This window comes from uncultured Nitratireductor sp. (assembly GCF_913053745.1).
Lineage (GTDB): Bacteria > Pseudomonadota > Alphaproteobacteria > Rhizobiales > Rhizobiaceae > Nitratireductor.
Genome location: NZ_CAJXGF010000118.1, coordinates 1 through 14465 on the forward strand (window position 1 = coordinate 1; position 14465 = coordinate 14465).

Sequence of the window (14465 nt, forward strand, 5' to 3'; positions counted from 1 at the left end):
GCATGATCAGCGTCATCTGGAACAGCCCGAGTGTGATCGACGGCAGGATCAGCGATTGCAGACCGGACTTGGTGAGAAGCCCCGTGTTCCAGACTCCCCACAGGTCCACCGTGTCGCCACGGCCGAACGAGGGTAGCCAGCCCAGATGCACGGATACCACGAAGATCAGCAGGATGCCGATGAGGAATGTCGGCAGCGATACGCCGATGAGGCTGACGGCAAGGAAGCCGCGGGCAAGCCAGGTGTTTCGATGAAGCCCGGTATAGACCCCCATCGGCACGCCGACCATCAGCGCGAACAGCGCCGAAACCAGCGACAATTCCAGCGTTGCCGGCAACCGTGCCGCGATCAGCGAGGCGACCGGTTGCTTGAACTGGTAGGAGATGCCGAAGTCGAGTTGCGCGGCCTTGACGACGAAACGGCCGAACTGCAGCAGCACCGGGTCGTTGAGCCCCAGCGCCTCACGCAGCGCGGCCCGTTCCGCCGGCGGCGTGTCGACACCGACGAGCTGATTCACCGGATCGCCGACGAAGCGAAACATCATGAAGGAGATTAGCGCGACGACCAGCATGACGCCGAGCGCCTGGACAAACCGTTTTATGGCGAATGCAAGCATGAAACCAGCGATCGGGACGTGAAAGGAGCAGCCCGCGGCGGGCGCGGGCTGCGGCGTGTCTTCGCGTCAGTTCACCTTCGCCCAGTAGAACAGGACCTGGTTGTCGGGCCGCTGAACGATGTCGATGTTCGTGCGCTTGCCCCACACGAGCGACTGCTGATGAAGCGGGATGTGCGAAGTCTCTTCCGTCAGGATCGTATAAGCCTGATGAATGAGTTCATCCCGTTTCGCCGGATCGGTCTCGACGACGATCTGTTCGGCCAGCGCATCGACCTCTTCATTGCAGTAGCCGCCGAGGTTGAACGGCCCGCCGGCGCCGGTTTCGTCGCGGCAGCCAGCCAGATTGGTGAGGATGTTCCACGAATCGAAGGAACTGGGCGTCCAGCCGAGCAGGTAGAAGTCGGTATCGTAGCCGCCCGGCGCCAGAACCTTGGCGAAATACTGCGCCTTGGGCTGGGCGTTGAGATCCACGGTTATGCCGATGCGCGCCAGCATCGAGACGACGGCCTGGCAGATCGCCTCGTCATTGACGTAGCGGTCGTTGGGGCAGTCCATGCCGACGGTGAAGCCCTCCGGATAGCCGGCGTCGGCGAGCAATTGCTTGGCGGCGTCGGGATCGTAGGGCCAGCGCTGAAAGTCGCCCGAACCTTCGAAGAGTTCGTTGGCGATCAGAAGCGGGACCGGCGTCGACAGGCCGCGCATGATGCGGTCCTTGATCGCCTCGATGTCGATGGCCTGGTAGACGGCCTTGCGCACATTGGGGTCGCGGAACGGGTTCTTGCCCTTGACGTCGGAGGTGGGCAGCTCGTCGCGGATCTGATTGAAGCCCAGATGGATGACGCGCAATTCAGGTCCCGTCAACGCCTCGGTATCGGCGTTGGAATTGACCCGGGGAATGTCCTGCACGGGAACCGGGTCGATCAGGTCGACATCGCCGGCCAGAAGTGCGGCCACGCGTGTGCCGTCGGCTGCGATCGGAGTGAAGATCACTTCTGTCAGATTGTGCTCCGGGGTGCCCCACCAGTTCGGATTGGGCTTGAAGACCGTTCTGACACCCGGCTCATGGCTTTCGATCACGAAGGGACCGGTGCCGTTGGCTTTGAAAGCCGCCGGGCCGGGATTGGTATCGCGGGCGGAAATGGGGTCGACGGCGCCTTCCGCCTCGGCCCATTCCTTGTCCATGATGTACCAGGTATCCCACTCGTAATGCAGAATCGGATTCGGCGATTTCAACTCCACCTCGACCGTGTGGTCGTCGATCTTCTTCCACACCGAATCGGCCGGGATGCGGGTTTTAAGGTCCGACCCCTCGGCCAGCAGACGCTCGGCCGAGAAAATCACGTCGTCGGCTGTGAAATCGTTACCGTTGGCAAACTTGACGCCCTCGCGCAGATGAAAGCGCCAGTGCAACGGGTCGACCGTCTCCCAGCTCTCGGCAAGTCCGGGAACGATGCTCAGATCCTTGTCGCGGCGCGTCAGTCCTTCATACACATTGCCCAGCATGCCGAGCGTGAAGGTTTCGTTGAGCGAATAGGGATCGAGGGCGTTCAACGTGCCCTGAAAAGCGAAGCGCAACGTCTTCGCGCTTGTCGGCTGTGCTGCCGCCAGGGACAGGCAAAGGCCGGCTACGGCCAGCCCCGTCCATCGTAGCGACGATTTCAAAACATTTGGAATTCTCTGCTGCATCACCGCTCTCCTCCTGGTGTTGCTTCAGTTGATCGTGACAGTCCCCGGTTCGGAGCCGCGCATGGAAGCGGCAACGTTGTTATGTTACCGAGCATGATGGTTGCCGTCGGTGAGACGACGCACCCCACACCTCTTGTTTTGTTTAAGCATCAAGCTTCGGGACCGTACCCGAACCAGCGCGTTTTACAAGGGAGATACGCCGCCGCTTAGGAAACGTCTGACGGAACCCCTGCAATGCGGGGATTCCGACACGATGCAAACCCGGTTTTCGGCAATTGACGATGCCGGTGGCGGTTATTTCGCCAGATAGGTCGGAAGCCACAACGTGATCTGAGGCCACAGGATGACCATGGTCAGCGCGGCGAGTTGAAGGATCACGAAAGGAATGATGCCGCGATAGATGGTCGAGATCGACACGCCTTCCGGCGCGATACCGCGCAGATAGAACAGTGCGTAGCCAAACGGTGGCGTCAGGAACGACGTCTGAAGGTTGACCGACAAGGCGATGGCGAACCAGATCAGCGTCTGCTCGGACGTCAGTCCGAAATCGAGGCCGGCAACGATGGGCGCCACGATCGGCACCACAACGAGCGTGATCTCCACCCATTCCAGGAAGAAGCCGAGCACGAACACCAGAAGCATGATCGTCAGAAGGACCGCGTAGGGGTTGTCGCCATGAAGCGCGAACGCGTCGACGATCATCTGATCGCCGCCCAGCTTGCGGAAGATAACGCTGAAAATGGTGGCGCCGATCATCACGAAAATGATCATCGCCGTCGTCTTTGTCGTGTCGCGCAGCGCATCGGCGAAGATCGAGAGAGTGAGATTGCCGGACACCAGCGCCAGGAGCATCGCTCCAGCGGCGCCGATGGCCGCCGATTCCGTTGGTGTCGCGATACCGGTGACGATTGTTCCGAGAACCGCTGCGATGAGCGCCACCGGGGCAAGCAGATCGCGGGTCAGGGAGAGCGCCACCCGCCAGAAGGGCTCCCCGCCGTTCTCTGGTTCTGCCGCCGGCATGCGTTTGGGCTGAAAAACGGCGATGACGATCAGATAGGCAAGATAAAGCCCGCCGAGAAGCAGGCCCGGACCGACGGCGCCCATGAACAGATCGCCGACGGAGACGCGCATCTGGTCGCCGAGCACGATCAGCATGATGCTCGGCGGAATCAGAATGCCGAGCGTCCCGCTGGACGCGATCAGGCCTGTGGAGATCTTCGCGTCGTAGCCGTTCTTGAGCATCGTCGGCAGTGCCATCATGCCCATCAGCACCACAGACGCCCCGATAATGCCGGTGGACGCGGCCATCACCACGCCGATAACGGCGACGGCGAAAGCGTAACCGCCCGGCACCCCGCGAAACACCGATGCGAGCGACCGCAGAAGCCTCTGGGCGACACCGGAGCGCTCCAGCATCAATCCCATGAAAACGAAAAGCGGAATGGCGATCAGCAACCAGTTGGTAAGAATGCCCGAATAGATGCGCGAGACGCCGAGCGACAGGAACAGCATCGGGACGTCGCCCAGAAAGGCGAAGATCAGCCCCACGCCGGCCAGAACGAATGCGACGGGATAGCCGGTGAAAATGCCGGCCATCAGACCGATCAGCATGAGAATGGGCCAGAAATAGGCGTCGGTCATTGCGGTTTGCCGTCGGTCTTGGAGGAAAAGCCTGCTAGCTCGAGCGCCGTGGAAACGGCGCGCAGGAGGGCGCAAAGGCCGAGAAGCGAGAATGCGGCAGGGATGGTTGCCTTGATTGCCCAGCGGTCGAGAAGCCCGCCATAGGTGGAGCCTTCGCCGGAAACCCATGCCTTTTCGGCGAAGCCGTAGCCGTACCAGGCGATGATCGCGCAGAAGGGCAGGAGAAAGACCAGATCGCCGAAGATTCGGATGGCGAGTCGAACCCGCACGGGCAGACCGGACGCGAAAACATCCACGGCCACGTGATTGTTGTCGCGAAACGCATAGACGCCGCCGAACAGCACGATCAGCGCGAAGATATGCCATTGCAGGTCGAGCAGCGTGTTGACTGTAAGCGCCTTGCCGAACAGCGGCACCGGATCGCTCCATTCGGCGAGCATGTTGACGCCGATCTGCGCCGCAAGCACCGCAAGGCACACGCTCAGGATAAGCGGCACGATAAGCCAGCCGACAACACGGCCGGGCCATGTGCACAAGGCCTGGAGCCTCTGGAGGAAACGGATCATGAGCGCACTTTCGTGGATCTTCTTTCGCGCCGTGCTTCAAAGGACGAAGACGCGTTCCGGCCCATATCGACCGGAACGCGCCGCGTAAACCCCGAGCCCCTGGGGTTATCGCCCTTATTTGTGGGGGATAGCCTGCAGCCGCTCCCACTCGCCGACGCGGTCCATATAGGCGGTCAGCGATTCATAGGCTTCCTTGAAGATCGGATCTTTTTCGGCCTCTTCCTGAAGCACGGTTTCCGCCTCGGCGCGGATTGCCGTCAACACTTCGTCCGGGAAGCGGCGCACCTCGACACCCGCTTCGCGGATCGTTGCGATCGCTTCGGCCTGGGCATTGAGCTGGTCGCCCAGATTGTAGGCGATGTTGGCCTTGCAGGCCTCGACCATGATCTGCTGGGTGGCTTCGTCGAAACCGTTCCAGACATCCATGTTGATAATGATAGAATCCCAGCTCGACGGCTGATGCCAGCCCGGGAAGTAATAGTTCTTCACAACCTTCTGGAAGCCGAAGCCGAGATCGAGCTGCGGCGCGGAGAACTCTGTTGCATCGATCCGCCCCGTCTCCAGCGAAACGAAGATTTCACCGGCCGGCACGAGCTGCGTGTTGGCGCCGAGCTTGGCCAGCGTCTTGCCGCCGAGGCCTGCGATGCGCATGTTGAGGCCCTTGAAATCCTCGACCGTCTCGATCTCTTTGTTGAACCAGCCGCCGGCTTCCGGCACGACCAGATGGCAGGGGATGACCTTCACGCCATGGGGATCGTAGGCCTTCTGAATGATCTCCAGACCGCCGCCCTCGAACATCCAGGCAAGCGCCACGTCGGGGCTCGGTCCGAACGGCATGGATCCAATCAGATTGGCCACCGGAATGCTCTCTGCCCAATAGCCGATCCAGTCGAAGCCCATAGGTATCGCACCCGAAGAGACCGCTCCGAACACTTCGAAGGGCGGCACGAAATCGCCGGCGCCATGGACATTGATCTCAACGGCGCCGCCGGTCATCAATTTCACCCGTTCCGCCCATTTGACCGGGCTCGGTCCGATGGAGGGCACCTGCAAGCCGAAGACGCTTTGCAGGTCGAAACTTTCGCCAAAGGCCGGAGCGCTGGTGGATAGCATGGATGCCGCGAGCGCCGCGGCGACGAGCCTTTTCTTCATAAGGTCCTCCCTGATGGCGCCCTGTGCGGGCGCAATTCGTCCTCCCGGCACCGCACGGCGCCAGCATGGGCAAGTGCGGCAGAAAACTTGATCGACCGTCTTGCTCATTTCGAATATTAATTATAATCAAACGAATTAGCAATGGCCTAATTTCTGGGAGCGAGGCATGATCGACATCGCAGGATCCGTCGCGGTGGTGACGGGCGCGGGACAAGGAAACGGCCGGGCCATCGCCCTCGGCCTCGCGCGGGCCGGCGCCCGCCTTGCGCTGTGCGATGTGAACGGCGACATGGTCGCGGAAACGGCGGCGATGATCCAGGCGGAAGGCGCGGAAGCGCTGGCGCAAACCGTCGATGTGACTGATTCGGCCGCCTGCCGCGCCTTCGCGACCCGCGTCGGCGAAGAACGCGGCGAAACAGCCATTCTCGTCAACAATGCCGGCATCATCCGCCGTCACGGGCTCGACGATCCCGCATTCGACGATCATTGGGATGCGACCTTTCAGGTCAATGTCCACGGCACCAAGAACATGGTGCGGGCCTTCCTTCCGCAGCTTGAGAAGACGCAGGGGCGGATCGTCAACCTCGCCTCGATCATGTCGCAGATCGCCGGGCCCGGCATCCCCGCCTATGTCGCGAGCAAGGGCGCGGTGGCGCAGTTCACCAAGGCGCTGGCGCACGAACTGGCGCCGCACGGCATCCGCGTCAACGCAATCGCCCCCGGTGTCATCGACACGCCGATGACCCGCACCACGCGCGACAACGACGCGGCCATCGGTCGCTTTATGGCGCACACGCCGCTGGGCAGGACAGGCAAGCCGGAGGAGCTGGTCGGCCCCGTTCTGTTTCTTGCCTCAAGCATGTCGAGCTACGTGACCGGCGCCATCCTGCCGGTCGATGGCGGCTATCTCGCCGCGTGATTTTCTGGGATTTGGGATTATCCGCAATGAAGAAACATACTTGCGACGTTCTGGTGGTGGGATCGGGCGCCGGCGGCCTGTCGAGCGCGGTATCGGCAGCCCACCGCAATCTCGATGTGCTCGTCGTCGAGAAAGAGACCGTCTTCGGTGGCACGACGGCGCGCTCCGGTGGCTGGATGTGGATCCCCTGCAACGGCCCCGCCAGGCGGGCTGGCGTGGAAGACAGCGCCGAAAAGGCCCGCACCTATCTGGAACATGAAGCCGGCGAACATTTCGATGCCGCACGCGTCGACGCATTTCTCGATGCGGGTCCGAAAGCCGTGGAGTTCTTCGAGGAGAAGACGGCGCTGAAATTCGACCTCGGCCCGACTTTCGCCGACTACCATCCCGACGCGCCAGGCGGAATGCCGGGTGGCCGTTCCATCGTCGCCCGCCCGTTCGACGGCCGCGAACTTAAAAGCGAAATCCGCCGGCTGCGGCCGCCGCTGTCCGAAATCACCTTTCTCGGCATGATGATCGGATCCGGCAAGGAACTGCTCCATTTCTTCAATGTCACCCGGTCGCCCGTCTCCGCCTTCTATGTCGGCAAACTGTTCCTGAAATTCCTTCGTGACATGGCCTTTCACGGACGGCCGATGCGCCTCATGAACGGCAATGCGCTGGTGGCCCGTCTCGCCCGTTCCTGTTTCGACAAGAACGTACCGATCTGGACCGATGCGCCGGTGCGCAGGCTTCTGCGCGACGAAAAGGGTCGGGTGACCGGCGCCATCGTCGACACCAGGGAAGGTGCCGTGGAGGTTTACGCCCGCAGGGGCGTTGTGCTGGCCGCCGGCGGCTTCCCGCAGGATCCCGTTCGCCGCAAGGCGCTCTTTCCGCACGCGCCGGCCGGTTATGAGCATGCATCTCCCGCACCGCCCGGAAACACCGGTGATGGGTTGAGGCTGGGCGAGGCTGCCGGCGCGCGCGTCGACGATACCTTGCCCAATGCGGCCGCCTGGGTTCCCGTTTCGCGCCCGCCCCGCGGCGACGGGACACTCGGCGTCTTCCCGCATTTCGTCGACCGCTCCAAGCCGGGCGTCATCGCCGTCACCCGCTCGGGCAAACGCTTCGTCAACGAGGCGAATTCCTATCACGATTTCTGCCAGGCCATGGTCGAGACCTGTCGGAAGGAGGGCGGGGAGATCTGCGCCTTCTTCATTGCCGATCATAAAACTCTGCGCAAATACGGTCTGGGTTACGTCAAACCCGCACCCGTTCCATTTCGCCGGCACATCCGTTCGGGCTATCTCGCCGAAGGCCGCACGCTGGCCGAGCTGGCCGTCAGGATCGGCGTGAATGCCGACACATTTGAGCGCACCGTCGCTCGTTTCAACGAGCACGCAAGAAAGGGTGATGATCCCGAGTTCCACAAAGGTTCGACCTCCTACAACCGGTCGCTGGGCGATCCCGAACACGGGCCGAACCCCTGTGTGGCTCCGGTGGATGAAGGTCCGTTCTATGCCATCAAGCTGGTCGTCGGCGACCTTGGCACCTTTGCCGGGCTGAAATGCGACGAGAATGCACGCGTTCTCGACGAAGCCGGCAAGCCGATCCAGGGTCTCTATGCAGCCGGCAACGACGCCGCGTCCATTATGGGCGGCAACTATCCCGGTGGCGGTATCACGCTCGGCCCGGCGATCACGTTCGGCTACATCGCCGCACGCCACATGTCCGGCGCCAATTCGTGATCGCATCGGCATCCGGCTCGGAAGCGGCGCCCCCGAAGGCCCGGCTCGCCAAGGGCGTTCTTGTCGGGCTGGCGGCGGCCCTGATGTGGGCCGTTTACAATATCGGCGTGGGGATCGGTCGCACCGACGGCTTCACAAGCGCCGATCTCGCCATACTGCGCTATGCGGTGGCTGCGGCAATGCTGGCGCCATTTCTTATCCACCGCTGGAACAGACTTCCCGCCGGGCTGACGTTTCGGCGCGTCATCCTGCTCAGCCTCGCCATCGGCCCGCCCTTCGCCTTCCTGTTCAACACCGGCTACGGGCTTGCGCCGCTTGCACATGCGGTCGTCATCTCGCCGGGCATGACGATGCTGGTGGCAAACGCCCTGCCGGCTCTGCTTGACGGGCAACGCCTGCCCATGCATCGCAAGCTCGGCATGGTCGTTCTCGTGTTCGGCCTCGTATGCATCGCCGCCGATCGTCCGGCCTCCGCAGCCGCCGATGCGAACGCCCTGCTCGGCGATTTATGCTTCGTCGGCTCGGGAACGCTGTGGGGCGTGTTCACCTATCTGCTCGGACGCTGGCGGCTGCCCGCGGTTGAGACGACCGGCGCCGTTTCCTTGATGACGACGGTCGCATTCCTGCCCGTCTATTTGCTGTTCTTCGAACCGACGGCCACACTTTCCTCCTGGCAATGGATCGAGCAGGCCTTTTATCAGGGGGTGCTCGGCGGCTGCCTGGCAATCGTCGCCTTCACGGCGGCAATCTCCCTGGTCGGACCCGGCCTTGCCGGTCTGTTTCCGGCACTGGTGCCGCCGCTGGCCGTCCTGCTTGCGGTTCCCATAGCCGGTCAATGGCCAAACGGATTGCAGATGCTGGGCGTGGCCGTCGCCACGGCCGGGCTCGTCCTGTCTCTGGACATCCTGTCGCGCGTGGTCAGGCGTCTTCGCTCTGGCCGAGATCGCGCGACAGCGCCCCGGTAAACGCCATCAGCCGTGCAACGCAGGCGCCGTCTTCGGACAGGTCGATGAAATTGCTCGGGCCGATCACCGTGACGACAAGCTGCACCGTGCCTGTGTGGTCGAACACCGGTGCGGCCACGGCGCTGACACCGGGGATTGGCGCGTCCCGCGTGACCGAATAGCCCTGCTTCTGCACCATGGCCACCTCGCTGCGAAACGTTTCTTCGCTGACACCGGGTATCGCGTAGAGCGATGGCGCCTGGCCATCCAGTTCCGCCCGCACAAGCGGTTCGGTCATTTTCGCCGGCAGGTAGGCGGCGAACGCCTTGCCGGTCGCCGTCATCGTCACCATGAAGGTGCCGCCGACCGCCACGTTGGAATGAATCCGCGCTTCCGATTCCTGGAGATAGACGATGGTGGGCCCGTGCAGGCCCCAGACGCTGATGGTGACCATCAGGCCGAGTTCCTCGGCCAGTTCGGGCACCCGGCGAATGGTTTCGCGATAAGCGTTCTGGTTGCGTAGGCGCGTGAGGCCGAGATGCAGGGCGAACGGGCCGAGCTGATATTGCCCCGTCTCGGTTTGCTCCACCATGTTGATGTTGCGGAAGCTGACCAGGTAGGGATGAAGCTGCGCCGCCACCATGTCGAGTGTCTCGGCCAGATCCCGCAGCTTGAGCGGTCCGCCTGCGCGCGCCAGCGCGCGCAAGATCGCGCCACCTGTCTCGATCGATTGAACGCCTCGTGGCGTGCGCGGCCTGGTTGCTTCCTTTTCGCTCACCAATACGTCCCTCCGAATCGTCTTGTTCTTTCCGGGAATGTTATTGTCGCTCACCCCTCGTGTCTCCCTTCTTGAGCGATATTGCCTTGCCAGCTCCACCGCAGCAGTGGCGAGTGTCGAATTTTCTCCACCGGCACGGCCACGTCGTACGGGCGGGATCCGCCGCCGAAACGGAGGATCCCGCCCTGGACGCCGCTATGCGGGCTGCCCCGCCCACCCGTACCCGGCGGCATCGTCCGAAAGCGGTCGCGGTAAGGAAGGAGCGTGGCGCGCGTCGATGGCCTCGACCGTCCTTATCCGCCTTTCATGGCGCAGCGCGTGCGCTTGGCGGGGATGGCTCGAAATCGGCGGCTCAGCGCGCCTTCAGCTTGAAGCCGCCGCCGCTACATTCGACGATCTGCTTGCCGGCCATTTGATAAGCCGAGTCCCAGGCGACCTTCACCTGCTTGGGGCAGCCATTGTAGGACTTGTCGACGAGGTTCACACTGCCCTGGGGCGTGTTGGCGGTGATCTTCACCAGTTTGAGGCCCTTGGCGCTGTTGATGGTGCAGACCACATGGTTGGGTATCGAACAGTTCATCGTCGGACCGGCCATTTGCGGGGCGAGTGCAAACTGACCGGCAACGCCGGCGCTTGGCAGGCCGGTCGCCGACAACACGATCAAGGAAGCCGTTGCCACGGCGATGCGACGGGGGATGAAAGAATAAGGCATTTTTTCTCCAGTTCAGGTTTCAGGATGGGGGGCTCTCGCACCCCGGCATCCGTCAGTCGTCGTGATTTGGAGAAAGGTTCAAAAGAATTTGCCGCTCAAGCGAGCGTCGCTCAATCCGGGTTGAGATGATAGCCGGGACCGACGGTCAGCGGTTTGTCCGGAACCACCTTGTCGCTAACCTGGCTCGTGAAATCCGTCTCGGTCTGCCAAAGCATCGTGGTTTTCTCCCGATCGTAAACCCGGATCGACACATGGTATGGCTTCTTCGCCTCAACCCCGCGGACGGGCGGCGTACGCAGCGCGTAGCGGTCGGTCATCGTGCTCACGCGCTCGGAAACCACAAGCGGCGCTCCGCCGGCCGGATTGTCGAACGTCGCCTCGATGATCGATCCGCTGGCGAGCGGCCGCACCACATGGGCGGTAAAACCGTAGAAGACCTCAGCCTCGCGGTAGTTGAACATGAAGCCCCCGCCCAGGATCTTCACATAAGGGTCGTCGGAAGGATCGTTTCGGGTGAACCAGCCGACCGCGAAGAGAACGGTGCATAACGCCACGGCCGCAGCGATGACGGTTCTGAAGGAAATGGTTTTCACGGTCGGTTCTCCTTCATTCTGGCGGCGTGCCGGCGCGCTTTCGCCATTCCGCCGCAATGGTCCATGCTGCACCACCGGCGGGAGCCGTTCTTTGTCTCGTCATGGAAAAGCCACCCGCACCCGTCCGGACCGGGGCATGCTTTCAATCGCCGCGGGTCCTCGCCGGTCAACAACGCTTCGGCGGAGAGTGCCACCGCGTAAAGCGGAGCGCTCAGATCGAGCTGTCCCTCCTTCCAGAGCCAGATGAAGCCGCCGGAGGCCGCCTTCAACCGCTGGTGTCGACGGGCTTCGCTCACGAGCCCCGCCAGCAGATCGAGCGCATTGTCCGGCGCATCGCGAAGGTCGATCACGCTCTGAAAAATGGTGAAAAGCGCCTCTCGCAAGATGATCGCTTTTGCATGGGCCGCTTCGGCCGCGCGGGTGTCCGCCTTTGCCAGTGCGCGCAGATGTGCAAGCGTCGGCGCATCGAACAGGCGCACCTGCCGGCACCACCCCAGCAGAGCCGCGCTGTCGGGCAGATAATCCTTCGTCGCCGGTCGCGACCGGCTGTTCACCGTGTTGACGAAGTCCAGGCACGCCCGGCCGCCGAAAAAGAACGGCACCGGCCATGCGGGTGTTTCGGCCCATGCAGTTGTTTCGGCATCGCGCGTCCCTTCCTTTTAACCAGCTAAATCTATTTTACCGGTTAGTCAACGACAGGCGCACGGGCGGCAGCGTCACAAACGAAGAACGGCGCCGATTTCGCGGCGCCGCCCTGTTTGTCGTCCTTCCTGAAGACGATCAGATATCGAGATTGGCCACCGACAGCGCATTGTCCTGGATGAACTCGCGGCGCGGCTCCACCTCGTCGCCCATGAGGCGCGAGAAGAGCGAGTCCGCGTCAGTTGCGTCCGTCACCTTGACCTGGAGCAGCGAACGCGCATCCGGGTCGAGTGTCGTCTCCCAGAGCTGCTCGGCGTTCATTTCGCCAAGGCCCTTGTAACGCTGCATGGTGAGGCCCTTCCGGCCTGTCGCGAAGACCTGATCGAGCAATGCCATCGGTCCGGAAATGACTTCGGTCTTGTCCTTGCGGCGCAGCACGGGCGATTTGGTGTAAATTTCCTGAAGGCGCGCGGTGTAGCGGTCGATCGCCCGCGCATCGGCCGAGGCGACCAGTGCGGAGTCGAGCACCACCACCTCACGCACACCGCGCACGGTGCGTTCGAAAAGATAGCCGCCGGCCCCCTCATTGGAAGGGTTCACCCGGCCTTCCCAGCCGCGCTCCGTGTCGTCGGCGATCATGTCGAGCCGCTCGGCGACGTGCTTCGCAGCCTCCGCCGCACGGCCCGGATCGGCCAGCACGGCCGCGTTGAGCGCCCCGGCAATGGCCGCCTGTTCGACGACGGCCCGGTCGTAACGCGTGTGCAGCCCGTTGATCAGCGTGCGCACATTGCGTGCGTCGTCGATGACCTGTTTCAGATCCTGCCCGCCGCGCACTTCGCCGTTGGAGAGTTCGAGCGTCGCTTCCTCGAGGCCGGAATCGATGAGAAATTCCTCGAACGCCGTCTCGTCCTTGATGTACTGAACCGACTTGCCGCGCGTTACCTTGTAGAGCGGCGGCTGAGCGATATAGAGGTGCCCGCGCTCGATCAGATCCGGCATCTGCCGGAAGAAGAAGGTCAGGAGCAGCGTGCGGATGTGGGCGCCGTCGACATCGGCGTCCGTCATGATGATGATCTTGTGATAGCGCAGCTTCTCGGCGTTGAACTCGTCCTTGCCGATGCCGGTGCCCAGTGCCGTGATAAGCGTGCCGATCATGTCGGACGAAAGCATGCGGTCGAAGCGGGCGCGCTCGACATTGAGGATCTTGCCGCGCAGCGGCAGGATCGCCTGGTTCTTGCGCGAACGGCCGGACTTGGCCGAGCCGCCGGCGGAATCACCCTCGACGATGAAGAGTTCGGACTTGGCCGGATCGCGCTCCTGGCAGTCTGCCAGCTTGCCCGGCAACGAGGTGATGTCGAGCACACCCTTGCGCCGCGTCAGTTCGCGCGCCTTGCGCGCGGCCTCGCGCGCAGCGGCAGCTTCCACCACCTTGCCGATCAGTGCCTTGGCTTCCGCGGGATGTTCTTCGAACCAGGTGCCCAACGCCTCGTTGACGAGGCTTTCCACCACCGGGCGCACCTCGGAGGAAACCAGCTTGTCCTTCGTCTGCGAGGAGAATTTCGGATCCGGCACCTTCACCGAGAGAACCGCCGTCAGACCCTCGCGGCAATCGTCGCCGGTGAGCGAAACCTTTTCCTTCTTGGTCAGACCCGAGTTTTCGGCATAACCGGTGACCTGGCGCGTCAGCGCACCGCGGAAACCGGCCATATGCGTACCGCCATCCCGCTGCGGGATGTTGTTGGTAAAGCACAGCACGTTCTCGTGGTAGGAATCATTCCACCACATGGCCACTTCCACGGTGATGCCGTCCTTCTCGCCGCCGATGGAGATCGGCATGTCGATGAGCGGTTTCTTGGCGCGGTCGAGATACTTTACGAACTCGACAATGCCGCCATCGAAAAGGAATTCCTGCTTCTTTTCGTCGGCATGGCGCTTGTCCGACAGGAGAATACGCACACCCGAATTCAGGAAGGCGAGCTCGCGCAGGCGATGCTCCAGCGTGCCGTAATCGAACTCCGTCATGGTGAAGGTTTCCGGCGACGGCAGGAAGGTCACTTCCGTACCCGTCTCCTCGCCCGCATCGCCCGTAATGGCGAGCGGCGCATCGGCGACACCATGGGTGAACGTCATCTCGTGGATCTTGCCCTTGCGGCGGATCTTGAGCTTCAGCGTGGTGGAAAGCGCGTTCACCACCGAAACACCCACGCCGTGCAGACCGCCGGACACCTTGTAGGAGTTCTGGTCGAACTTACCGCCGGCGTGAAGCTGCGTCATAATGACCTCGGCCGCCGAGACGCCTTCTTCGGTGTGCATATCCGTCGGGATGCCACGGCCATTGTCCGTCACCGTGCACGAGCCGTCGGGATTGAGCGACACCGTCACCAGCGTGGCATGGCCGGCCAGGGCTTCGTCGATGGCGTTATCCACCACCTCATAGACCATGTGATGCAGGCCCGAGCCGTCGTCGGTGTCGCCGATATACATGCCCG

At 62.7% G+C, this 14465-nt stretch carries 13 protein-coding genes; 3 read left to right on the plus strand and 10 right to left on the minus strand.

Annotated elements, in window-relative coordinates:
• The 5 genes from QZ638_RS17215 to QZ638_RS17235 all read right to left on the minus strand — a co-directional run.
• On the minus strand, positions 1 to 616 hold a 616-nt coding region (locus QZ638_RS17215; RefSeq protein WP_295813059.1), incomplete at its 3' end, for an ABC transporter permease.
• 66 nt (positions 617 to 682) lie between these two features.
• Positions 683 to 2302: an ABC transporter substrate-binding protein gene (locus QZ638_RS17220; protein WP_295813061.1), complete on the minus strand. Its 1620-nt coding sequence runs from the start codon at positions 2300 to 2302 to the stop codon at positions 683 to 685.
• Positions 2303 to 2596: 294 nt separating this feature from the next.
• A complete protein-coding gene (locus tag QZ638_RS17225; protein ID WP_295813062.1) occupies positions 2597 to 3943 on the minus strand; it encodes a TRAP transporter large permease subunit in 1347 nt (448 codons plus the stop codon).
• Positions 3940 to 4509, minus strand: a complete 570-nt coding sequence (locus QZ638_RS17230) for a TRAP transporter small permease subunit (protein WP_295813063.1) — start codon at positions 4507 to 4509, stop codon at positions 3940 to 3942. The genes QZ638_RS17225 and QZ638_RS17230 overlap by 4 nt, the downstream gene beginning before the upstream one ends.
• Before the next feature lie 114 nt (positions 4510 to 4623).
• On the minus strand, positions 4624 to 5661 hold the full coding sequence (locus tag QZ638_RS17235) for a TRAP transporter substrate-binding protein (RefSeq protein WP_295813064.1): 1038 nt from the start codon (positions 5659 to 5661) through the stop codon (positions 4624 to 4626).
• 166 nt (positions 5662 to 5827) lie between these two features.
• Here QZ638_RS17235 and QZ638_RS17240 point away from each other — a divergent pair, with 166 nt between their 5' ends.
• From QZ638_RS17240 to QZ638_RS17250, 3 genes are read left to right on the plus strand one after another with little or no spacing between them, the layout of a single operon-like run.
• A complete protein-coding gene (locus QZ638_RS17240) occupies positions 5828 to 6580 on the plus strand; it encodes an SDR family oxidoreductase (protein ID WP_295813065.1) in 753 nt (250 codons plus the stop codon).
• Between the two features lie 26 nt (positions 6581 to 6606).
• Positions 6607 to 8307, plus strand: coding sequence for an FAD-dependent oxidoreductase (locus tag QZ638_RS17245; RefSeq protein WP_295813067.1), 1701 nt, complete (start codon positions 6607 to 6609; stop codon positions 8305 to 8307).
• The gene (locus QZ638_RS17250; RefSeq protein WP_295813069.1) at positions 8304 to 9272 is read left to right on the plus strand and encodes a DMT family transporter; all 969 of its coding nucleotides are present in this window, start codon (positions 8304 to 8306) and stop codon (positions 9270 to 9272) included. Before QZ638_RS17245 ends, QZ638_RS17250 begins: the two co-directional genes overlap by 4 nt.
• Here QZ638_RS17250 and QZ638_RS17255 read toward each other — a convergent pair.
• The 5 genes from QZ638_RS17255 to gyrB all read right to left on the minus strand — a co-directional run.
• Positions 9226 to 10029, minus strand: a complete 804-nt coding sequence (locus tag QZ638_RS17255; protein ID WP_295813070.1) for an IclR family transcriptional regulator — start codon at positions 10027 to 10029, stop codon at positions 9226 to 9228. The genes QZ638_RS17250 and QZ638_RS17255 overlap by 47 nt on opposite strands.
• A 352-nt stretch (positions 10030 to 10381) precedes the next feature.
• Positions 10382 to 10741, minus strand: a complete 360-nt coding sequence (locus QZ638_RS17260) for a hypothetical protein (protein ID WP_295813072.1) — start codon at positions 10739 to 10741, stop codon at positions 10382 to 10384.
• A 110-nt stretch (positions 10742 to 10851) separates the two neighbouring features.
• Positions 10852 to 11334 (minus strand): hypothetical protein, encoded by a 483-nt coding sequence (locus QZ638_RS17265; protein WP_295813074.1) that lies wholly within the window; start codon positions 11332 to 11334, stop codon positions 10852 to 10854.
• A complete protein-coding gene (locus QZ638_RS17270) occupies positions 11331 to 11936 on the minus strand; it encodes an ABATE domain-containing protein (RefSeq protein WP_295813076.1) in 606 nt (201 codons plus the stop codon). Before QZ638_RS17270 ends, QZ638_RS17265 begins: the two co-directional genes overlap by 4 nt.
• A gap of 178 nt (positions 11937 to 12114) precedes the next feature.
• Positions 12115 to 14465: DNA topoisomerase (ATP-hydrolyzing) subunit B (gene gyrB / locus QZ638_RS17275; RefSeq protein ID WP_295813077.1), on the minus strand; the 2351-nt coding region annotated here is incomplete at its 5' end.

Excerpts from the sequence above, each read along its gene's own strand:
- QZ638_RS17230 (WP_295813063.1), bottom strand. The coding sequence starts at position 4,509 with ATGATCCGTTTCCTCCAGAGGCTCCAGGCCTTGTGCACATGGCCCGGC.
- QZ638_RS17240 (WP_295813065.1), top strand. The coding sequence starts at position 5,828 with ATGATCGACATCGCAGGATCCGTCGCGGTGGTGACGGGCGCGGGACAA.
- QZ638_RS17225 (WP_295813062.1), bottom strand. The coding sequence starts at position 3,943 with ATGACCGACGCCTATTTCTGGCCCATTCTCATGCTGATCGGTCTGATG.
- QZ638_RS17235 (WP_295813064.1), bottom strand. The coding sequence starts at position 5,661 with ATGAAGAAAAGGCTCGTCGCCGCGGCGCTCGCGGCATCCATGCTATCC.
- QZ638_RS17220 (WP_295813061.1), bottom strand. The coding sequence starts at position 2,302 with ATGCAGCAGAGAATTCCAAATGTTTTGAAATCGTCGCTACGATGGACG.
- QZ638_RS17260 (WP_295813072.1), bottom strand. The coding sequence starts at position 10,741 with ATGCCTTATTCTTTCATCCCCCGTCGCATCGCCGTGGCAACGGCTTCC.
- QZ638_RS17245 (WP_295813067.1), top strand. The coding sequence starts at position 6,607 with ATGAAGAAACATACTTGCGACGTTCTGGTGGTGGGATCGGGCGCCGGC.